Genomic DNA, 22,081 nt, shown 5'->3' with positions numbered 1-22,081 from the left:
TCGCCTTTTAATTAGCTCTCGCTTAAAGAAGTCGAACGCACAGTTGACTGAATCAACTGCTTTAACCATTTTTGTCTCACATCTATTGAAAAATCTTCATTTCCGAATACCTCTACTCTAAAAGGAAGCGTTTTTAACAATTGACGCTCCAACATTTGTCGTGCCTGTAAAATTGCAATCGTCCCTTCTACTCCTGATAACGAGCGATTTACACCATATGCTTGCTCGGTGTAATAGGATACGAATCCGTCAGCCCATTCTGTAGGACGCTCTTGTAACGCTTTGCGGAAGCTTCGTTCTACATCCGGTTGATCAACATAGACGAGAACGGGTTGTAACGGTGCGATGATTGTCACTAAGCGATTAATATACGCTCGTAGCGTCTCTTCCGGTAAATCGTATTTGATGAGCCCAATCGTCAATGGGTTTTGCAAGAAGCAACACTCAAAAACATATGTTGTATCCGTCGTTAAAACTTGAGCGACGAACGCTTCCCACTTCTTAAAGATCAATGATTGATGTAACTCAAATGGTAGTTCATAGATATCTCGTGCTTGGAGAAATGCAAGTGCCGCTTCAGGAACATTCTGTTTTGATTGCCACTGACGATACGATACCAGCACGAAATCATTGAACACTTCAGCAAATCGTAGAACATCAAGTAAGTCATACTTCTTTTGAAAGTTTATCCATTCATCCATCGTTAAGTAAGCAACACTTTCATAATCTGCGGGATGGTTGAGATCTCCTTCGATATGAAGACGCGTGTCGGTTTGTTGCTCTTGCAATAGACGAGTTAATGCTTCGGCTGTTGTTGTTTTGCCCGAGCCTGGGAGTCCTTCTAAGAAAATTAAATTCTTCATATTTCCTATTCCTTTCAGCTAAATACTGGTGGTTTGTTATTGCTTTGAAAGTATCTTATTTGAAAAGAAATTATTTTTAGAACTATAAATTTTTCTCAGACAGTATAGTTGATTTAGTCTTCCCATAAAACTTCCATTAACTCGTTGACTTTGTTTGATAATTGTTACCGTTCTCGATCATCTTTTTTGATTCGTACAATTTAATCAATCCAGATGATATCACCTGACTCTACCACCATCGGGAAGCGGAAAATCAGAATGTGGTGCATCCCATCATCGAACTCAACGATGACCCGCTCCCCCTCAACCCGGTCGATGATTCCTTTTCGTTTTGTGATTTCAACTTCTTGAACATGTAGGACAACCTGTTCCCTTCGAAGACACTCGCGCCACGCTTATCTTTTCGCACGAAGCGTCTTCTTCTTCACAATCATGTGCTGTTTCGACTTCAGTTCCGCGTCCCACGTGAAGAGTAACCTATTCTTCTTATAGACGACTTGTAAGACCGTATTCCAATTATTCAAATCACTCTTCGTATAGTCTTTGACCAGTCAAAAAAAACTCCGCCTCCACGTTTTTGATCGGACGCTTCTCGCGTTGTTCCCTAACAAAAAGTCTTTTGTAGGCTTGCGTCGTGTGCTTTATCTTTAATACATGGACGCTCTTGACCTTAAACGAGTCGAAGATTTCATCAAGTCAAAAAATAAAAGTAGTTTTTTTACTTTAATCATCTATTTTGAAAGAGGACGCTCATCCATTTTTTATTTCTTAGATTTTTTTGTCATAATTCTAATGTTTTCTCTAAATTCTTTACTAGAAGAAATGTAATTTATTTTTTCTAATTCCTTTACAAAATTTCTATTTACTTTGTTATTTTCAATCAAGGGTCTCTTTCCACTTACAGCTATTTTCGAGGATGGAGGGTCTAATTTTTCAATCATAGAAGTAATCTCATTATAATTACTTATTTTTATATACTTTGTAATAAGAATAACTTTATGTTCATTATTGATATCTTTTGTCAACAATAAATTTAGTAAGTCTATAGAAATATTTACTCCAGAACGTTGAATAAGTTCTGAAATTTTAAAAGCCATTGAAGAGTCTATTTCAAAAAAAGTTTCAAACGAAAAACTATTAATAAATTTAACTTTGTCTTTTTTAGAAAATTCATTTGATTGTACGACTAAATTTATATCATCGAGATTTAAATCATAATTGTTTATTTCATTGAAAAATTTCTTTATATTTTTTTTGAAAAATAAAGGTAATAATTTAGGAAAGCTATCTTTTATAAATAGATAATTATTCATATCCAAATTTAATAATTTATGATTAATTAAAGTTCTGATCCTCTTTGTATTTAAATCTTTTAATTTAATTTTAGAAGGTGAATTAAAGCTTGGTGATAATATACCAATGACTCTATCATTTAATTCTTTAGAATGTATTATTTTATTGAGAAATTCGTCTAAGACGACTTCATTAAAATCACTAAAATCTTCAATATATGTCCCGGATAATTTTTTTGCTACATAGTTCTGTTCAAGATAGTCTATTAACAACTCATCTAAATCGTTTTTATAGTTAAAGTAATTTATCACATTTAACCATGAAGGCTCAATTTTTTTTAATCCTAAGAGTAAATGCCAGTTGTCTGAATCCACAGTTGTTATATCCGTTATTAGTAAATTTTGAATAGGGATAAGAGCTTTTTTTAAATCCATTGGAACTTCTTCATGATTTAAAAGTTCTAAAAGAGTATTTTCATCTTCTTCTGCTGTTGACGTTTTTAACACAGTTTCGTTCAAAAGCAAAACTATATTTTCATCCAAATAATTTAAAATATTTTCCGACGCTTTTTTCTTTATATTAGAATAAGAAAATGAACAATTAGTAATTTTTAAAATTAACTTTAAGTTGGCTAAATTAATTTTATATAAGTTATTCTTAACTACAAAATCCATTAAAACTTCATTATTTTTAATAGCTTCTAATGAATAAAATTTAATGTTTAAACTCAATAAAATTTTTAAAGATTTATTTATGTCAGCTGGTGAAATCTCTATAAAATTTTGATGATCCGATACAAAATCTGTTAGTTGTCCGTCACTATTCATATCATTTATATCTTCTATGTCTGCAAATTCAAAAATATTTGAAGTATAATGGTTTTTTTCTTCGTTAGAAATACTTGAATTATTTTTAATAAAACTCCAAAAACCATTCCACTTGCTACATATTATTTTAAAGAATATTCCTTTGTTTTTACCGTTTTGTCTGTATGCGTCTATAAATACTAGAGGATCATCAACCTTATTACTAAGTAGCTCTATAATGTTTAAAAAGTAGATTTTATAATTTTCTGTATTTAAGTTTTCAATTAAATAATCAACTAATTGAAAGTTTAAGATTTCTTTTTGTTTGAATTCATTTCCATGTAATCGCTCAATAACTTTTTTTACATTTGCTAATTTGTAATCCATATCTAAAGATTCGTGATTTTTTATGCTAAATACAAATTTGAGATCTTCTTCAGTTAAACTTCCGGGATAAAAATAGGTAATATAGTGATTATACATTTCGTCAATATAACCATTACGCAACAAGTAAACTAGCAATTTTTTGTCTCTTATTTCTTCAGGAAATACTAATGAATGATCACTAATTTCAATCAATTCTTTCAGTGATTTTGAAGTAATATCTAACTTCAGTTGATGCAGTTCATCAATTTCTAATTTCAGTTTATTACTATTGTTTTTTTCGATAATTTCTATACTTTTTTTTCGATCAAAGTAATTTGGTTTTTCACCAAAAACAGTTTCTATTTCATTTTTCCCTTCAAAACTTTCATTTTTATGCCTATTATTTTTATCTAAATAATAACCCACCTTTTTAGCGTTTTCTAAAGTATTGAAAAATGAATTTTTATCAATGGAAAAGTCATTTTTAAATTCGATAGAATCTATTGTAATACGTGAACTGTTACGATTGTATATTACGGGATTATACATTCCTAACGCCTCTAAATAAACAGTTTGAAGTTCCTCTATTGAGTTTAAATTTTCTTTTCTAACTCGTTCTAGTTCCTCTTTTAACATTTTTATTTTCTTTTCAAATATATTCGTATTATGATCTATAACGTTCTTTTTATTTTTTAAAACGTCATGCACTAAGCCTTTTCCATATTGTAATTCAGAAAAATCAAAAGGATAAATATTTTTATAAATAATAATTGCCATAAGATTGTTTAAATCTAAATCAATCACTCCTAATTTTTCTTTATAAATTATAAATTCATTGAATATATTTTTTAAAATTCTCATATCATCTATAAATATAGTTACATCGCCTAAAAATCTCTTATCAATTTTTTGATTGTAATCTAATCTATCAATTTTCATTATTAGCTTTTCAATTGAATTTGAAGAATTAATAATTGGAATAACAGGAATTATAAAGTCGAAAAATTTTGTTCTATTTTTACTCCAATCGATTGAGTCATTAGTTTGATTAAGCTGGTTGACACCAAAGATTTCATCTTTCAAGGCATAGATAAATACAATTTTACGATCAATTTGCTTAGAGTTATTTAAAAGAGAGTTTAGTTCTCGAAGCCTCTCAAAAATTTCTAAGTTGTTAAATCTATCTAAATCCTCAAACACTACAACATCATATTTAGTTGCTTCAAAAAAGTAAAAAATTTCGTCTAAATATTTATCAAATATAGACTGTGGATCATTATTATTACCTTTTTCTATTGTAGTGCTCGCAATAGTCAATTTACTAAATTTAAAAGTACCATGAAAAAACTTATACATTTTTTTAAAAATTAGAATTGGAGCAAAAAGTACTACTAAGAATAAGAAAATTGACAATATAATTTTGAAATTATCACCGCTAGAAATATTTTGAACAAATGGTGTTTTAAATAATGTTTCTTTAAAATATATTGGATAAAATAATTCAATTCCTGCATAAAGAAATCCTATTAATAACAAAATGAAGAAAATAATATCCTTATTTTTTATATACTTAATTCTTGAAAAACGGGAAAACGGAATTGTTTGATCTTTTACTTGATAAATCATTTGTTGAAGTATACTTTTTTCTAAGTCATTTTCGTTTTCTATATCTTTATTTTCCTGAAATGTCGCAATTGATATGTTCAAAAACTTATAAAGTTTATTGTTTCTGCTCTCAAATGTGCTTATTAAACTACTTTTACCTGATCCATAAGGTCCAGTTAATGCTATATTTTTAACATTATCATTTTCTAATCCCCAAGATATCGCATTTGAATATTTTTCGTCTTCATCGATATCAGTACTAGGAGTCAAGTCTTCAAAAAGAAATTCAATTTTATTATTACCTTTTAAAATTTTTTGTTTCACAAAATACAAACTGTTAATTAGTTTGTTTATGATTACAATAGTTATTTGTTTTAAAAAACTATTAAAAATTTTCATATCGCACAACCTTCACAAAATGTTTTAATCGTTTATCTTAATCCTCCCATAGCTTTTCCATCAACTCATCAATTTCGTTCGAGAGTCGCTTCCGTTCTTGGTCATCCTTCTCGATATGACCGTACGCATCCATCCAGATGACATCGCCGGACTCCACCATCATCGGGAAGTGGGAAATCAGGATGTCGCGCATCCCATCGTCGAACTCGACAACGACCCACTTCCCCTCAATCCGGTCGATGATTCCTTTTCGTTTCGTCATTTTGATTTCTTGATCGTGTAGGACGATCCGTTCCCTTCGAAGACGATCGTGCCACTCTTGTCTGTACGTAACATCGTCGCCTTTGCCCGCTTTAGGTTCGTCACGACTTCCTTCGTCGGGTGTCCATACGCGTTCTTGCCGACACTGATGACGGCATACTTTGGTTTAACATACTTGAGGAACGTCGCACTCGTCGACGTCTTCGCCCCATGATGCCCAACCTTGAGGACGTCCGCACGTAACGTCTTCTTCTTCGCAATCATGTCTTGTTCCGATTTTAATTCTGCATCTCCTGTGAACAAGAACGTGTTCTTCTTATAGGCAACGTGTAGGACCGCGCTCCAGTTGTTAAGATCACTCTTCGCATAGTCTTTGACCGGTCCGACGAACTGCGCCTTCACGCCTTTAACCGGGAATGAGACGCCCGCCTTCGCTGTCTTGATCGTCAGCTTCTCGCGCTTGACCGCCAACAAGAAGTCTTTGTAGGCTTGCGTAGTGTGCTTGACCTTAGGTGCATAGACGCTTTTGACCTTGAACGAGTCGAGGACTTCATCAAGTCCCCCGATGTGATCGGCATCCGGATGCGTCGAGATTAACACCTCGATGTCGCCGACCTTCTGTTTCTTCAGATAGGCAACGAGTTCATCGCCCTTCCCCTTGTTACCACCATCGATGACGATATCTTCACCGCTTGGCATCTTGATGTAGATCGCATCACCTTGACCGACATCAATATAGTGGACCTTGATTTTCGGTGTCGCCGCTTCAACTCCTTGAAGTGGTCCCACGAGTAATCCGACACTTGCGAACGCTAAGCTAGAACCCATCCATTTTCGTTTCATCATCCATCTCTCCATTCCTGATTCGTAAGTTATCTTCAGTATACAGCGAATATCAGGATAAAGTTGGACATTTTTCCCACCCATCTATTTATCTTTCTAGGTTATTGATTACGTACTTTGATGCATGAAAAAAACAGACCTCAGTGGGTCTGCTTAGTAAAATGTTCCTGCATGAAGTCTGTCAATCGATCAACGTCGATGAACCATGTCACGTGCTCGATTGAACCATCTACTTCTCGCACGAAACGAAGCTGAGCATCGATCAATGTAACCTTACCTGTTACTTGCTTTCCTTTATCATGATCCATGACTTCAAACAATTTTAGTATCCTCACATACTTCACTCCTAGTCGTCTTGTTAATCACAATATAAAACGGAATGGAGAGTCTTTACAAATAACGCTGTATGATATAAATACGGCATTATTTAAGATAGTAGAGTCGTTTCAGGAAGAAAGAGAATTAACCTTTTATGTATATATAAAAGAGAAAAGATCTTTTTCATTAATTTTTTGAAGTTAGATTATAAGAAGTAAACAATAAGTAAATCACCTCTATGTTTATATGTTATTTCCTGATAAATAATTAGAGCTCAATGATTTTACAAAGTAATAATAAAGAAAAAGTTTTAAATCGAGTTAAAAAAGGTAAAGAATTTTATAATAATCAAAGATGCGTAACCACAAACTTACACAAACTTGATTGTTGAATACTCTATTTAAGTAATCTATAATGAAAATAAGCAATCAATACAGTTTGTTTTCTAACAGGATTTACTTACTTAGTGGAGTCACAAAAAAAGACTATTTCGTACGCCAATACGAAATAGCCTAATTGATTGCGATGCCTCGTACAAGGGGCGAACCTCATGACATGCTTTGCTCTTTCGAGTATAGCCGTCTAATCTGTTCCCCCCTAGATAAGCAACTTCTAGGGATTCAGAGTATCCGATTTTTTAACGCCAATTATTTTTTATCGGATTCATCAGGGCCACCTTCAGACTCGCCAAGGTCTGGGGTGTTTTTTTGTGTCTTTTTTTTGCTGTTAACGTTAACGATGAAACTAAACAACGACATCGAGGAAGAGCAAATTACGCATAACCCTGCTAAGTCTGAAATCAAGTATCCACCTAATGTGAACGTCATTTCTACAACCAAAATTAACAAAAACCACTTCATTGGTATCATCCTCCTTTCGCTATTGCGAGCGAGGCATACCAATCGTCCTCCCCTATCAGAGGAATACCATCTGCATTCTTGTTTATTATACCAATAAACGAAAAATATTTTCAATATTACAGATACTTATAACCAATAAATGTTTTTTACACATTAAAAATCAATGTAAATAAAACAATTACTATAATATAACTAATAATAACTGTTTAAAATGATTTCTATATTTCTACATAATAAAGAGATTATTTTTTATCTTGATATCTATTATGATCAGGTGACTATTCAAGAAATTAAAAATGTCAGCTTCGTAATACTAAGCACAGAGAAATATCAATTGCAGAAATATACGTGAAATAACGACTAAGATTGCATAGTTAGATAATGAAGTGATCGATGTGTACAGGTGAATGAGCGAATCTTATCCTCATGCTCACGATAACCGCAATAAATTTTCTTTCGATTTTTGCGTCGAGAAGCTCGACTATGTGCAAGAGAAAGTCCACCTCGTTAAACGAAATCTTGACGTCAAAATCGTTCCGTTCAAACAAATCTTATCTATCCAAGTATCTGAAGAAATAAATAAATAAATAAGTAAATAAATAAGTAATGTATAGATTGATGATCATTTGACTAGAACCACAAAAAGTTGTTACTGATTAAATTAAGTGACATAATAAGTATAGATATACAAAACGTAATGAGGCATTATCCAAAGTTTCGATACTTTGCCATCCTATTACCTGCGTTTATTCTAATTGTTTTTTTGCGTTATTTGAGTATTCAACTAGAAGAAGAGACAATTAGGGAGGCGATGCATATGCAAACATTGTTAAAACATTTTAAATCAATCACTTTAGAAACACTTTGGGCGTTTGGGATTAGCTTTTTTGCAGGTATGAAAATGGATGGGTCCAATGGCGGACGACTTGGGTGTAATGCCTGATTACGTTTTGATTTAAAGAATCTCACGAATGCGAAGAAAATTTTAATCAAGCGTGCATTTCCTATATTTCAAAGGAGAAAATCATATTGAGTACACAAAAAATGGACTATCTCATTAAGCAAAATGGACAAACTATTGAAGAAGGTAGTCTTACGGCAACTGGAACTTCCGTATTTGAAATGACGGAGAACGTTGTAGAACAGTTATCCGATCAATTTGGATTAACAGAAGTCGACTTTGATGATGTTTCGAATTATTGGACATTCGATTGTCTTTTTCGTGATATCCCTACTGTCCTTCAATTTCGCCCTATTGATGGCTTTGCCGATAAATTTGGTGTAGATGAAGAAGTGAACTAAAGAGCAAAAAGATCTGTCGTCTGTATATGCGATAGATCTTTTTGCTCTTTTAATAACTTTTTTAGCCTTATATATATGTCTCTTCTTTTCCTCTTATCTTAGCAATCAGCTTTTGATTCAAGTTATATCCTTCTACACCACGATGAATATGAGCATGACAATTAGGACATATCGCAGCAACATGTTCAGGATGATCTGGACCTCCATCCGATAGTCGTAGCAAATGATGGACATCCAAAGCACTTCCTGATTTTGCTTGAAATGGCTCAGGCATCTCACACAGTTCGCACATACCAGATGCTCTTTTACGCGCATATGCTTTGATCGCTTCTGAACGCTTCCGAACGTGCACTTTCTTCTGTTGAATAGTTTCATCCCCGTTAGAGGTATCCATTAATGCCAGTTCTCGTAATTCTTGTAGCGTACCTGGCGTTCCTAACTCGATGTTATTCGTATTTACTGCATTCTCAAAAACGGTAAAAGCAAAAATGATTACATCTCGTACCTCTCCTGATTCATTCGAAACCGGAGAAAGGGTGTAGTCTACTAAAGTTAATTGTTCCTCGAAACGAAACATTCCCTTTGAAACATTTTTAAAAAGATAGATGTCCTTTCCATTTGCAACATGATCGCGTAACGCCTTATTCCCCATCTTAAATTCCTGATCACCCTTGCGTCCTTCGCCCGTATAGTAAAAAAGATCACGCTCATTATTCCATCCATTTTTGTAACCAAAATCTGCTCCTGCTTCGCTCGAAAAAATAAAAATCATCGGAGATTTAGCAGACATACTGATTCCACGCTCACGACTACCACCAAACTCATCATGAATCGCTTTTCGTTGATAAATTTGATTTTTTATAAAAGGAATGGACATCTCATGCGCCTCCAGTACTTTACTGATTTTTTCGTTACCGATAATACTACTACAAGCGGAATCTTTTCTTCTTAGCGACAACTGACTTTTCGTTTGGATGATCAATTAGCATCTCGAGTGTAATTTCATCAATAACGCTTAGCATTTCCTCACATGTTTCTACTTTAAAATTGAGGTAATTAGTTCGGGCAGTAAGGAAGAAATGTGTAATAGCAAAAAGGAACATGCACAAAATACAAAGACCAAGAGCAACTAAAAGAGTTCCATTGTCCCAAAACTTTGAAAATCCAAAAATCATAGCCAACACTATCGAAAAATAGCTCGGATTAAACTTGTAGTGCTTTTTTTGAATTTGAATTGTTTTCGAAATCATAGCAGACAAGTGCTTCATTTGCTCCGCTTGAACTATACGATGATCATTTCTTAAGTACTCTTTTAAGCGAAACTTTATATAATGATTTTTTTTGAGACGATACGTAGCAAGATGTTTATTGGAAAATTTCTCTGATATCAAGGCAACTCCCAACAATATAACGGTAACTACAAAATAGCTTACAATTGTATTAAAGCTATATGCGTGAAAAAGTGCCCATGATGTAATCAATAATAAAACGAAGAACGAAAGCATAGAGCAGCAATAAACCTTAAATGAAAGTGTCCTTTGAGTAGGTCGAAAATGTGTTTTGGAATACTCTTTAGAGAGAGTTCGAAATTCACTTAGTACTGTTTCTATCATATAAATGGATAGCCCCCTTCATTTCGATTCACAGATAAAGCTTCAGATCACTAAATGCTTTATTTTGAATGCGATCAATGAATAGTTGAATCCGTTCTTCTTTGGGAATTTCATTTTCGATACAGTAATCAAGGAAGCCAAGAAGTACTTCCCGCGTTAACATAAATCCTTCAATCGATTCTCCCACTAACTTTTCACTTAACTTCGTAATGGATTGTAGCTTTTTTTCTCCTGAGTAGCCGGCTGACGTGACGTAACCGAAGAAAGATAACCGAGCATCACCATAGATTAAGTAGTTAGGAATGTATTCCGATCCCATGTAGTTCGCTAGGTTTTGTGATAAAGGGAATCCACTCTCGTAATACTTTGTATCAATGATTCCAAAATGGTCTCCGTACTTCACCAATAATTCAATCTCTGTTCTTGTTCCTTGCACCTTCGGTTGATACACCACATCAAATCCAAGCTCTTTGAAAATATCTCCTGTTAGTTTCTCAAATTCTAAGGGTGTCATTTGCCCCAAGTAAGACTCGACAAACTGCTCCGAAACATTTAGTAGCGCAGGTTGCTCTTTTCGTAGAATAGAGACCAATTGAGTTGCATCCCTAGGACCAAAAGACTCTGTGAACACTTGAATCAACTCTTCATCGGATTGCATGGTCCAGTTTGGCATTTTTCCTAAAATCGTATCGATCTTCCCTTGTCGTTTACCTAGATTGTTGGCTGGCTTCACGTCGCCATAATCGTTCGATTTGTAGCTATCCACATCTAATCCATTATTTTGTGCCATTCGTTCGATCGAAATACGATAACGTGTATTAAACGGATAACGACGATCATATTCATTCAGTACACGTAATGCCTCTTCCACTAGGTCGGGCTGTGTCGTTAAAATGCTATCTCCACGTACATACTCTACTAATCCGGTATACTCACACAACATCATAAAGGTGTGTGCGACATCAGAATGTGCCTGGTAGTAGTCACGTGCTGCCTTATCATTGCGCGCACGATGATCGTATTGAACAGCAATTTCTTGTTTCATTTGCTCTTGCTCGTCTGGTGACGACTGACGATACAGGAGAATTTTTTTCGCAATTTCTTCTACTTCACGATCATCTTGAGCTGTTAAGACAAAGTAGGTAATCTCTTCTTTACTAATGGAGTACTGAAGATCTTCTCGTTGTACAAGTTTGATTAAAAAGCGCGCAGGACGGATCCGAAAGCTACTTTCAAATTTAGGTCGAAAACCTCGCTCTAAAAAATAGGCATTCGGAATTTGTAAGGTAAGAATTTGCTTTTTCACGTTCTCGTATTCTTTAATACCATCTACAAGGGCTTGTCCTACTTTAGTCGGTTTAACAACACCATTTTTATCAATGTAACAGTATGCAAATGTCTTAAGTAATGCGCACCATGTGCGTCCTCCTGAACCATCGTTACTAATGTTGTTTCGTTTCAATTTGCGTGAAGCAAGTACTGCCTCGTAATGCTTATGCAGATCACGGTTTCCTTCCCATTTCAATGTGAAGTTGTTCGTTGCTTCTTGCAAAGCGCTCATTGCTTCCGCATGATAACGCGGATCTCGTTCCGGACGTGTGATAAACCAAATTTTTCGTTCAGTCAATGCTTGTCATCCTCTCTCGTCTACGGTGCTTCAAGCCCGCTATTACTTGTTCATTCATTTGTAGTTGTTTTAATAACTTGATTTTCACTATTCGATTTTGAGGAAGTGGATGTCGTTCAAAATGTTGGATGACATCTAAAATACACGGGAGATGTCGTTCGATTGCGCTTTGAACATCCACTTCTCCTTCGATTTCAGAAATCATCTTGAGATGACTTTCATATGTTTGAAGAATGGATTCGATCCGTTTCGGTTCCGATTTCCCTTGTGCTACTTCCTCATGAATTATTAGAAACGCTCTCCAATACCGCAAGAGCATGATTCCGTTATAAATCGTTCCAGTCCGTTCATCTCGATAAATTGAATTGATGTCCTTACCTGTTTCTTCAGCTAAACGCTTTCGAATTTGTTTTGTCGGGAAGGTAGGATCGTAAAGGATCTATAAATTCTCTATTTAACAGCATGGAGCTCACGTACATTTCCATTAAGCCTTTTAAATTCTTAAGACTGTCATCCCCCATTTATTTCCTCCTTTTAATTTCTATATTCAATTTACAATACTCTACGAGTAATAAATCATTCAGTATTGAATGTTTTATTACTCGTAGCTCTTTGTTTTTTTTGAGTATTAGTTGCTGCATTTTTTGAATAACACGTGTACAATGTTTAGCATAGGAGTATGCCAGAACACACTTTCGATTTTATAGTTAGGAGTTTTCATATGATATTTAAAAAAGGCGAATTATTTAACGGTCCTGGTGGATTATCTTTAGGGGCTAAAAATGCTAGAGTGATTCACCCAGAAACAGAAGAGGAACTTCGCATTGTTCACGAATGGTCAAATGACTATGACGAACAAGCGTGTAAAACCTATCGATACAATATATGCGAAGACATTGAAGATCCGTCTGTTCATTACGGACCAGTAGAACAACTTCCGATTGGTGATAAGTCCATTCTTGGCGAGATTGATTGTTTTGCATTCGGTTTTCCTTGTAATGACTACAGCCAAGTCGGTGAGAAGCAAGGTCTGAACGGTACGTTTGGTCCTCTATATTCTTATGGTGTAAAGGTCTTGAAAGAATACCAACCAAAGTTTTTTGTAGCTGAGAATGTTGGTGGCTTACAAAGCGCTAATGAAGGAAAAGCGTTTATTCAAATTTTAACGGAGTTAGAAGAATGCGGATATGTACTCACGCCTCATCTTTATAAATTTGAACTTTACGGCGTTCCTCAAGCGCGTCATCGTATCATTATCGTTGGAATTCGAAATGACCTAGCAGAAGAAGGTATTGTCTTTAAGGTACCTGCTCCACTCAATACGTTAGATAATATGAAAACATCTAGTGAAGCGATTTTGAATCCACCGATTCCAGAAGATGCATTAAATAATGAACTCACTAGACACAACGCTAAAGTGATAGAGATGCTAACGCACATTCCTGCAGGTGAAAATGCGTGGTTTATAGGGATCCCAGAGCATCTCCGATTGAATGTTAAAGGCGCACGTTTGAGCTCGATTTACAAACGTCTTGATCCAAATCGTCCAGCATATACAGTGACGGGTAGCGGTGGTGGTGGTACACATATGTATCACTGGGAGGAACCACGAGCTCTCACAAACCGAGAGCGGGCAAGACTTCAAACGTTCCCAGATGATTTTTACTTTGTAGGTAGTAAAGAAAAGGTTCGAAAGCAAATTGGAATGGCAGTTCCTCCTGCGGGTGCTCAAATTGTTTTTGAAGCGATCTTAAAAACTTTTGCTGGAATCGAGTATGAATCAATCGATCCTACTGCTAAATTACAACTTCAAAATTTAAAGGCTACAAAGCAATTACCTAAGGTTCAAACAGTTTAATACTTTAAACTACTGGAGGTATATCATGCTTTTTTCACAGAGAAATAATCCCCGAGAAATCGAAATACTTCCTTATTCAGGGCTTTCAGAGAGATTTAGAGTTCAAGCATATCATTTAATTAAAGAAGTATATTCTACAGATAATCCGATGGATTCTAGATATACAACCGGTATATTTAAGTGGGTTCATGATAGAATCTGTTCGGATCATGCTCTTTACTCATTTGATAACGCTCCAGGTTGTACTGAATATGAGTATGATCCGGTCGAAAGTTGCCTAGAGTTTATTTTAAATTGTGAGGAAAACGATTGGGTAGTAGATATCATTGAGTTGCTAGTTACAACAAATATTCAACTCGAAAAGCGTGAATATTCATTTAGAGTTTCAAAAGAATATGTAATTGATAAGTTAAATACAAGATTTAAAGAAAACGGCATAGGCTTAGATTATGTAAAAGATCGAATACTTCCTATCAGCTCAACAGTACTTTATAACGAAGCTATAAAGCCTGCTTTGATCCTGATGCATAATCCTTTATTTAGTGGAGCGTTAGACGAGTACCAAGAAGCGTATAACCACTATAAAAATGGAGATAACAAGGCGACTATTCTCTCCGTAGCAAAGGCATTTGAGAGTACGATGAAGAGTATTTGTGACTTCAATCATTGGGATTATGGAAAAGGGACTGCTTCAGCTTTAATTAATGCATTGTTTTCCAATGACTTCTTACCAAGTTATTATCAAACACAACTTAATTCCTTGAAAACAACATTAGAAGGACTACCTACAGTTAGGAATAAAGAAGCTAGTCATGGTCAGGGTATGAGCGTCATTGCTATACCTGATCATTTGACGCAATATGCACTTAATTTGGCAGGGACGAATATAACATTTTTAATCAAAACACATGAAAATCATTTAACAAATAAATAGTAGAATAGAGGGGCTGATTTTCAGCCCTTTTTAATATGTGTTCCAAAAAATAATGCAATCTCACTTGATCATATCAAGTATCAACATCTTTTTGTGGTATTTATTGTATAATCGAATGAAAAAGCGGAGGATATTACCTTTGAGAACTAATTCTTTCAAAATGGAGCTTAATATTTCTAGAGAGGAAGTAAACAGTTGTTTTGATTTTGCTCACGAATTGTATGCTTTAAAAGCAACAAGTACGAAGCAATTCGGACGAAAAGACATAATTCGAGAGAAGAACGATTTTATTGCAGATCATGTCATTGGCAAGGTAGTAGAGTATGGTTTTCAACACTTTTTAGAAGAAAATTTTAATATTAGCTTTCACGTTGATTTTGAAATTTGGAACGATCCTCACATTCACGATAATGGACATGATATGTCTACTATTATAGTGAATAAAGAAAAACGAACTTTTCAATTTAAAACAGATATTAAAGGCAGTCGGGCTTCTTCAAGATGGCTTTTAGTTGAAAAGCAAAAAGTAACTGATTTCGGAACGCAAATTTACGTTATTGGCATATTAAAAGGAATACCTGAAGGAAAAGAATTTGAAGAAAATCCGTATAAATTCATCGATCACGATTGGAAAGTAAGTATACTCGGTTACGCATTGAATCGAGATTTAATAGATCCTATAACAAGACGAGGATGGATCGAGTATAAAAAAGGAGAAAAATTATATAATCCTTCGATCCTTAAACATCTTAAAGGAAAAAACAGAAGCAACAATTTAACTAATAAAAAATATAGTCATTCAGAATTTCAAAGTGAATTGCTTAACATCTTGAAGAATCCTACTAGAGGGGCTAAGCAATACATTGGGGGAACTTTGGATGCTAATATAAACTATGGTTTACCTATAAAATGGTTAAGAAACTCACAGGAAGATTGGTATAAGTTCGAAAAGATACTTCATCTATACTCTAATTAAGTTCTCCCTATATAGTTTTTTTGATTATTTTTTTAACGCAAATAATAAAATGCTAAGTTCAACAGATATAGAAATACCTGTTGAACTTAGCATAAAAAGAATATTTGTGACTTATTAACCAGATACTTATTCATGCCTCAATACAGCATTTTTATTTTCACTGTATACTAAACTATCTTTTTTATTAATATCTAATAATATGATGTTAATTGTAAAAAAAAGTTTTCTTGAAAGCTCAAAGAATCTTACGACTTTTCGTCTCGTGAAAAGTCGTCTTAATACTTCATATACGAATACTCATTTTTAGTAGTTAACAGGCTCCTTAAAATTTATCTTTCATTGCAAAATAAAGATTAAGTCTCAAATACACAATCTCATATATGATTTGATGTATTTTATACATATTTTTTTCTGCTATTTTTACAGTTAACGTTTTACTATCAAATTCAAATGGTTTACCCATTTTTGGGAATGGCATCTTTTTCAATAACCGTTCTACTTTTACTGCATCAAATGGACCTTTTAACTCCGCCGTTTGCGCATCCTTTAACTCTCGATATTTCTCCGCATGCAAATATTCATAAAAGAACGGCGCAACTTCTTCAGCCGTAATCGGCTCCATCCAGCGCTCTTCTCCCCGTTCAAGCATCGCTAGCAAGACGACCATCTTATAACTTCGATTCATGATTGTCCTTTCGACTTGCTCGATCAATTCGCGATTTGCATCGTACGCTTCAATCTCCTTATCTGATAACTCCTGTTGCTCCTTCAAGAAACCGACGTAAGAACCCCATTCCTGTTTATAACCTTGCGGAACTGCCGCATACTCTCCAATCTCAACATACGATGGTCGACGACCAAGTTCATATTTGATTTGCTCATATTGTTCAATCAGTCGTAACTTCCGCTGACTTGGTTGTCGGAGTCGATGAATCAACTCCAGTGCTCGCGTATCGAACTCAATCACACAGCCAGGTGGTGGCGTAATCGGTTCTATTTCCCCTCGCTTAAACGATTCTTTCACCGTTCCGAGTAGTTTCAGCTTCGTCTCAACGTTACGATAGTTCCCGATTAAATCAATGATGACACAGTGTGATTTGTCTTGCGCTAAACGTAAGCCACGTCCGATTTGCTGCGTATAAATGGCGACGGATTCCGTTGGACGACAGAACAGCAGTGTATCGACTTTCGGAATATCGACACCTTCATTGAATAGATCGACTGTAAAGAGGACGTCAATCTCACCTTGCTCGAATGCTTGCATGTATTGCGCGCGATTCATCGTCTGCCCCGTCAGTGCAAATGCTGTCGTTCCTTTATCCCGAAATACTTGCGCCAGATATTCCGCCTGCTTAATCGACGAACAAAAGCCGATCGTCTTCGTTTGACGATGCTTCTCCCATGAATGATAGATATTACCCGCGACCTCACGATCAAGTTGTCGATGCTCGAGCTGCGATGCATCATAAGTCCGACCGATTCGTCGAATCTGAGAATAGTCGATCGTGTCATGAATACCGTAATAATGAAACGGCGTTAAAAATCCTTCAGCAATCGCTGCTGTGAAGTGCATCTGGAAGGCAACGTTATGATGACAGATCGCATAGACATCCGCACCGTCCATCCGGTCTGGTGTCGCCGTCAGACCGAGCAAGAAACGTGGTGTGAAATGATCAATGATTTTCCGATAGCTCGTCGCTGCCGCATGATGAAACTCGTCAACGATGATGAGATCAAATTGGTCAGTTGCAAAACGGTCCAAGTGTCGCTTTTGTGCCAACGTCTGGACGGAAGCGAAGACAATCTCCGTCGTCTCCGTGACGGTCCGGTCACTGCCGATGTAAAATCCGGTCTGCCACGCTGGATTGACTTTTTGAAACGAGCGCTCGGCTTGCAGTAGCAGTTCTTTTTGATGTGCCAGGAATAGGACCCGTGTAAAGTCTCCCGCAAAGAATGCACTAAGATAGGTCTTCCCTAATCCAGTCGCAAGCACCGCCAACGCCCTTGTCCGTCCTTCTTCCATCGTTTCCCGTAACGCGTGGAGCGCTTCTTCCTGGACCCGATGCGGCAGGATTTCTGGCGCGACGACGACCGTTCCTTCGTCATACTCGACTTCCGGTTCCGCAACATATTGACGTGCCGCATATTCTTGACGGTAAGCCTCTAAGACAACCAGATTCAGTTCTTCTGCTGATTCGCTGAGGTAAAGGTCCATGAAGGCATCAATCGCATCATCAAGAATCTGTGGAGCGACAGCTTGTGGTAGATGAACGTTCCATTCTATACCGGAGCGAAGCGCACTGTTCGAGATGTTCGACGAACCGACGATTGATAAGCCAGTCTCTGCGTTTCGAAACAGATACGCTTTCGGGTGAAAAGAGCGTCCGCCTGACCGATAAAAGCGAACTGACAACCCATCCAGCGTAAGCAGCTGCGCCAATGCTTCTGGATCAGTGATGTGTAGATAGTCGCCAATCAACAGCCGAATCTCGGCTCCTCGTTGTAAGGCACGACGAAATGCTGGAACGAGCAAGGCAACTCCTGACTTCTGAGCAAATGCTGCGACGATATAGACTTCCTCTGCCTGATCAATGGCATTGACGAGTGAGTCATATAAATGATGCGTCGTCAGCTTCGCTTCCGGGATCAATCCTCGACCTCGATCAGGTAGAGGCGTTCTTCAAATCCACCGCGTAGTTGCTGTTTCTTCGTTCGGACGGCTTCCAGTTCCTCGACTGTCACGCCATGTGTCTTCGCTAACGCTTGGATGAGCTCCAGTAAATCAGCTAACTCCTCGACAGCGTCTGCGTCCGTTGTTGCTTCCTCGTATTCAGCCAGTTCTTCATGTAATTTCTTTTTCGCTTCCACTAGGAATTCATGTTCGTCCAGCGTTTGGAACGTCGCTTTTTTCCCGTTTTGGTCGATGATATTTGGAATCGCGTCTCGAACTAATTTATGATAAAGTGGCATATCAATTCACTCCTTTGAAGGGTTGAGGGATATCCGAGTCGAATCACTCGGTGTCGTACATATGTATTTTATAAGAGGAGGTTTTTTTCATGTCTACATTCAAACAAATCGACACAACGAATGCCCCTGCTGCAATCGGTCCTTACTCGCAAGGCTTCATCGCAAACGGTACACTCTATGCTTCCGGTCAAATTCCTATTGATCCGGCAACAGGTGAACTCGTACCAGGCGGAATCACCGAGCAGACAGAACAAGTCATGCGAAACGTCGATGCCATTCTGAAAGAGGCAGGACTGACACCAGACCGCGTCGTCAAGACAACATGCTACTTAACGAGCATGGAACACTTCGCTTCTTTTAATACGATCTACTCCGATTACTTTGCACCGCACGATCACTTCCCGGCTCGGTCTTGTATCGCTGTTAAGGAACTACCAAAAGGTGCATTAGTTGAAGTCGAAATCTTAGGGCTCGTTTGATTTGATCGCTACGCACTCGTTGCGTAGCGTTTTTTCTACTTAGAGTGACTACTCTTCACCTAACTCCTTTTTCATCACTTTGTTTTGAATCGCATTCATCACAATCGGTATTTGCACGACCAGATTCAAGACACTCACTCCAACAACCAGTTGATTGACTGTCAATGGATTGAAGTATCCTTCGCCATATCCTTCTCCTACACTGAGTGCAATCCCGTACGAAATCGCAAACGAAACCATGTTACCGATGACGATGTATTTCGGTTTCCCCCTCCGCGCAAGGGAATACGATAAAGCACCAAGTCCAAACAAAAATAAGACGTATCCTAGTATTGAACCCTCTTTCCAATCGAGGTAAGGTCCTAGCCACGCAAACGGAATTAGATACAGTAGTGCTCGTTTCATAGTTCACCCTCCTCTTCTTCATCTTCTCGATTACTCCTGGCATCGTAGTAACCGTATAAGAGTTCTCGAATCATCCACCATCCAGGTGGAAACACGTTTGAGTGTGACACTTTTTCTGTGCCGTGTTCTGTCGTCACATGAATCTCCCAATCCGTTCCATCCGTCATAGTAAGGCTTTCAGGATTCCAGTACTCCCGCCATTTCTCGGCATCGAATAAATCTGACCACATGTCGATCAGATAGATGTCCTCTTCCGTCAGCTTTCTGAATAACGGATGGTCTCCTTCATCTATAAAGAGGAGCCCCTTCAGATACCATGGACATAGTAATCCTTCCTCATCTTCCACACGAACTGTCTGACTTGCACGGTCCCACCAAAACGTCTGTCCTCTTCCCATGCCGGACTCTCGGAAATAAATTCGTTTGACTGCTTGCATCACGCTCATCCTCTAAAATTGATATTTCCATTATAGCCCATTTGCTATTTTTAACCTGTTACATTTTTTACTATGGTTCTGCTGATTTCTGTTGCTGTGAAACATTTTTCTCCTTCTATCAGTAGATGTAGTGAAAGGAGATGTTTCACATGCATGTATCCATTCACCAAGCCGGTTATGACGTCGGTCAGCCCGTCTTACACGAGATTGCGTTTGCCTTACAGCCTGGATCCATCACCGGTTTGATCGGTACGAACGGTGCAGGAAAAAGTACGACGATTCAAGCGATGTTCGGTACGCTGCCTTGGGTCGAAGGAGAGATCGATTTACCGGTCTCCCTCGCCTATATTCCGGAACAGCCGACCTATTACGAATATTTGACGCTCGCCGAGCATCTTGAACTGGTCGCCTCGCTCCACGAGACGGATCATGCCTATACAGAACGACTCTTAAAGACGTTCGAACTGCATGCCGTCACAGGTGACTATGTATCCTCTTTTTCTAAAGGAATGAAACAGAAGGTGATGCTCGTCTGTGCCTTGATGCAACGCGCAGACTGCTTGATCATCGATGAACCGTTCGTTGGTCTCGACGCGGTCGCAACGATTCGGTTGTTACATTTACTCGAAGCAGAACGAACGCGTGGCGTAGCGATTCTGCTCGTCACCCATGTCCTTGATTCCGCGGAACGTCTGTGTGACGACTTCGTCTGGATTGATCAAGGGCGCATCAAACATCAAGGGACACTCGCTCAAATCGGTGAAGCCTCTGGTCAGCCCGGTGCCCGCTTGTTCGACATCATGGAAGCGATGGTGCTCGAGCATGATTGAAACCTTTTTGAAGCAACGGATCCGTCGACGGCATGCGGAACAGCGTCGCTTCTTTCGAGAAGTTTTCGATTGGACGATTTTGCTGTATCTCGTCATTCCAGTCGGTCTGTTCATCATCTATGAGACGGTTCAGATCTTAAATGGTCAAGCGGACTGGGTCCAAACCGTTCCGATCGCTTGGATCTTACTCGGTTGGATGCTGTACGGGTTCCTGCCCGCCTTTTACGCTTGGTTCGAACCGGCGGATCGTCTCTTCTTCAAACCGGTTTCTGGAGCGATCGTCCGAATGAAGCGGTATTCTGTTCGGTATCACTTCGTGCGGATTTTCTTATTAACGGCCGGCTTACATCTACTTTGTTTCCCGCTACATCACATCCGGTTTGACCAATCTAGTATCACCGTACTGCTGACTAGTCTCGCGCTTTCTTTACTCCAACCGTTCTTTAGCTTCTGGACATACCGGTTATCTGGGCAACGGTTCTTGCGGAAATGGAGCGGTCATCTCTTCCTGGCAGCAGGACGCATCTCCCTGTTGCTCCTGCTTTGGCTTCAACCGCACCCTGTTCTCTTCGTTGTCGCACTGGGTGTGTTACTGTTCGGATCTCTCCATGTCCGGCACTGGTCACGACGTGAGGACGGATTAACGGAGGACATTCTGTTGTCGATGAAACGACAGTCGAGTTTATCAACAACCGTCCTTGAATTGAACGGTGCCTTACCGAAGCCGTCTCATCGAAAGCGACCCTTCCTTCATCTACGACTATTCAAGCAGACACACCAGCAACTCCCACTGATCACGTATCTGCGGGATCCGAGTAAGCGCCGCTTCTTGCTCCAACTGTTGGCTGCGATGAACTACGGTCTTCTCGTCTTACCATGGATTGGACGCGGTCTCGTCATCGCCTTTGTACTATTCGTTCTCTTTCAAGAACGGAAACAACATCACGCGTGGTTCCGCAGACAATCATTCTACCAGCATATTTCCAATTGATTGATTTCTGCTATACTTTTTCTAATACATGGTTGGAGGGATGAC

Annotated in this window: 22 protein-coding genes; 9 read left to right on the top strand and 13 right to left on the bottom strand. The window is 37.9% G+C overall.

The features are described 5' to 3' along the window. Positions 1–11 precede the first annotated feature (11 nt). The 6 genes from VJ374_RS01855 to VJ374_RS01830 all read right to left on the bottom strand — a co-directional run bounded on the left by VJ374_RS01855 (position 12) and on the right by VJ374_RS01830 (position 7,614). Entirely contained in the window at positions 12–863 is an 852-nt protein-coding gene (locus VJ374_RS01855) for a P-loop NTPase family protein (RefSeq protein WP_329469935.1), read from the bottom strand. A gap of 761 nt (positions 864–1,624) precedes the next feature. Then, complete coding sequence (locus VJ374_RS01850; RefSeq protein ID WP_329469933.1) at positions 1,625–5,257, bottom strand: YobI family P-loop NTPase; 3,633 nt, start codon at positions 5,255–5,257, stop codon at positions 1,625–1,627. A gap of 112 nt (positions 5,258–5,369) precedes the next feature. Continuing rightward, positions 5,370–5,594, bottom strand: a complete 225-nt coding sequence (locus VJ374_RS01845) for a DUF3006 domain-containing protein (RefSeq protein ID WP_329469931.1) — start codon at positions 5,592–5,594, stop codon at positions 5,370–5,372. Continuing rightward, positions 5,591–6,436, bottom strand: coding sequence for a ComEC/Rec2 family competence protein (locus tag VJ374_RS01840; RefSeq protein WP_329469929.1), 846 nt, complete (start codon positions 6,434–6,436; stop codon positions 5,591–5,593). Before VJ374_RS01840 ends, VJ374_RS01845 begins: the two co-directional genes overlap by 4 nt. A 140-nt stretch (positions 6,437–6,576) precedes the next feature. Then, positions 6,577–6,771 (bottom strand): hypothetical protein, encoded by a 195-nt coding sequence (locus VJ374_RS01835; protein ID WP_329469928.1) that lies wholly within the window; start codon positions 6,769–6,771, stop codon positions 6,577–6,579. Positions 6,772–7,401: 630 nt separating this feature from the next. Continuing rightward, a complete protein-coding gene (locus VJ374_RS01830; RefSeq protein WP_329469926.1) occupies positions 7,402–7,614 on the bottom strand; it encodes a hypothetical protein in 213 nt (70 codons plus the stop codon). A 407-nt stretch (positions 7,615–8,021) separates the two neighbouring features. On the opposite strand from VJ374_RS01830, the gene VJ374_RS01825 reads away from it, so the two are divergent. From VJ374_RS01825 to VJ374_RS01815, 3 genes are all read left to right on the top strand, one after another. Further along, positions 8,022–8,201: a hypothetical protein gene (locus VJ374_RS01825; RefSeq protein ID WP_329469924.1), complete on the top strand. Its 180-nt coding sequence runs from the start codon at positions 8,022–8,024 to the stop codon at positions 8,199–8,201. Between the two features lie 230 nt (positions 8,202–8,431). Beyond that, a complete protein-coding gene (locus VJ374_RS01820; protein WP_329469922.1) occupies positions 8,432–8,557 on the top strand; it encodes a hypothetical protein in 126 nt (41 codons plus the stop codon). Positions 8,558–8,643: 86 nt separating this feature from the next. Beyond that, positions 8,644–8,916 carry a hypothetical protein gene (locus VJ374_RS01815; protein WP_329469920.1) on the top strand — a complete coding sequence of 91 codons (273 nt, stop codon included), beginning with the start codon at positions 8,644–8,646 and terminating at the stop codon, positions 8,914–8,916. Positions 8,917–8,983: 67 nt separating this feature from the next. On the opposite strand, the gene VJ374_RS01810 is transcribed toward VJ374_RS01815, so the two are convergent. From VJ374_RS01810 to VJ374_RS01800, 3 genes are read right to left on the bottom strand one after another with little or no spacing between them, the layout of a single operon-like run. Next, positions 8,984–9,898, bottom strand: a complete 915-nt coding sequence (locus tag VJ374_RS01810) for an HNH endonuclease (protein ID WP_329469919.1) — start codon at positions 9,896–9,898, stop codon at positions 8,984–8,986. Then, the gene (locus VJ374_RS01805; protein ID WP_329469917.1) at positions 9,843–10,529 is read right to left on the bottom strand and encodes a hypothetical protein; all 687 of its coding nucleotides are present in this window, start codon (positions 10,527–10,529) and stop codon (positions 9,843–9,845) included. Before VJ374_RS01805 ends, VJ374_RS01810 begins: the two co-directional genes overlap by 56 nt. 28 nt (positions 10,530–10,557) lie before the next feature. Beyond that, positions 10,558–12,156 (bottom strand): AlwI family type II restriction endonuclease, encoded by a 1,599-nt coding sequence (locus VJ374_RS01800; RefSeq protein WP_329469916.1) that lies wholly within the window; start codon positions 12,154–12,156, stop codon positions 10,558–10,560. Positions 12,157–12,877: 721 nt separating this feature from the next. Here VJ374_RS01800 and VJ374_RS01795 point away from each other — a divergent pair. The 3 genes from VJ374_RS01795 to VJ374_RS01785 all read left to right on the top strand — a co-directional run bounded on the left by VJ374_RS01795 (position 12,878) and on the right by VJ374_RS01785 (position 15,924). Then, entirely contained in the window at positions 12,878–14,014 is a 1,137-nt protein-coding gene (locus tag VJ374_RS01795; RefSeq protein WP_329469915.1) for a DNA cytosine methyltransferase, read from the top strand. Between the two features lie 25 nt (positions 14,015–14,039). Continuing rightward, the gene (locus VJ374_RS01790) at positions 14,040–14,948 is read left to right on the top strand and encodes an STM4504/CBY_0614 family protein (protein WP_329469914.1); all 909 of its coding nucleotides are present in this window, start codon (positions 14,040–14,042) and stop codon (positions 14,946–14,948) included. A gap of 160 nt (positions 14,949–15,108) precedes the next feature. Beyond that, positions 15,109–15,924, top strand: coding sequence for a hypothetical protein (locus VJ374_RS01785; RefSeq protein WP_329469913.1), 816 nt, complete (start codon positions 15,109–15,111; stop codon positions 15,922–15,924). A 322-nt stretch (positions 15,925–16,246) separates the two neighbouring features. Here VJ374_RS01785 and VJ374_RS01780 read toward each other — a convergent pair whose 3' ends face one another. Both VJ374_RS01780 and VJ374_RS01775 read right to left on the bottom strand, forming a co-directional pair. Beyond that, positions 16,247–18,574 carry a DEAD/DEAH box helicase family protein gene (locus VJ374_RS01780; protein WP_329469911.1) on the bottom strand — a complete coding sequence of 776 codons (2,328 nt, stop codon included), beginning with the start codon at positions 18,572–18,574 and terminating at the stop codon, positions 16,247–16,249. Continuing rightward, on the bottom strand, positions 18,571–18,894 hold the full coding sequence (locus tag VJ374_RS01775; protein WP_329469909.1) for a nucleoside triphosphate pyrophosphohydrolase: 324 nt from the start codon (positions 18,892–18,894) through the stop codon (positions 18,571–18,573). The genes VJ374_RS01780 and VJ374_RS01775 overlap by 4 nt, the downstream gene beginning before the upstream one ends. 89 nt (positions 18,895–18,983) lie before the next feature. Here VJ374_RS01775 and VJ374_RS01770 point away from each other — a divergent pair, with 89 nt between their 5' ends. Beyond that, entirely contained in the window at positions 18,984–19,373 is a 390-nt protein-coding gene (locus VJ374_RS01770) for a RidA family protein (RefSeq protein ID WP_069940214.1), read from the top strand. A gap of 48 nt (positions 19,374–19,421) precedes the next feature. Here the strand turns inward: VJ374_RS01770 and VJ374_RS01765 are convergent, their stop codons facing one another. Continuing rightward, positions 19,422–19,778, bottom strand: a complete 357-nt coding sequence (locus VJ374_RS01765) for a hypothetical protein (protein WP_329469907.1) — start codon at positions 19,776–19,778, stop codon at positions 19,422–19,424. Continuing rightward, positions 19,775–20,224, bottom strand: a complete 450-nt coding sequence (locus tag VJ374_RS01760) for a hypothetical protein (RefSeq protein ID WP_329469905.1) — start codon at positions 20,222–20,224, stop codon at positions 19,775–19,777. The genes VJ374_RS01765 and VJ374_RS01760 overlap by 4 nt, the downstream gene beginning before the upstream one ends. A gap of 140 nt (positions 20,225–20,364) precedes the next feature. On the opposite strand from VJ374_RS01760, the gene VJ374_RS01755 reads away from it, so the two are divergent. Continuing rightward, complete coding sequence (locus VJ374_RS01755; protein ID WP_329469903.1) at positions 20,365–21,045, top strand: ABC transporter ATP-binding protein; 681 nt, start codon at positions 20,365–20,367, stop codon at positions 21,043–21,045. Continuing rightward, positions 21,038–22,036, top strand: coding sequence for an ABC transporter permease (locus VJ374_RS01750; RefSeq protein ID WP_329469902.1), 999 nt, complete (start codon positions 21,038–21,040; stop codon positions 22,034–22,036). Before VJ374_RS01755 ends, VJ374_RS01750 begins: the two co-directional genes overlap by 8 nt. Positions 22,037–22,081: the final 45 nt, after the last annotated feature.

This window comes from Exiguobacterium sp. 9-2, from assembly GCF_036287235.1.
Lineage (GTDB): Bacteria > Bacillota > Bacilli > Exiguobacteriales > Exiguobacteriaceae > Exiguobacterium_A.
Note: the sequence above shows the minus strand (reverse complement) of the source record. Positions and strands in the feature narration are given on the sequence as shown.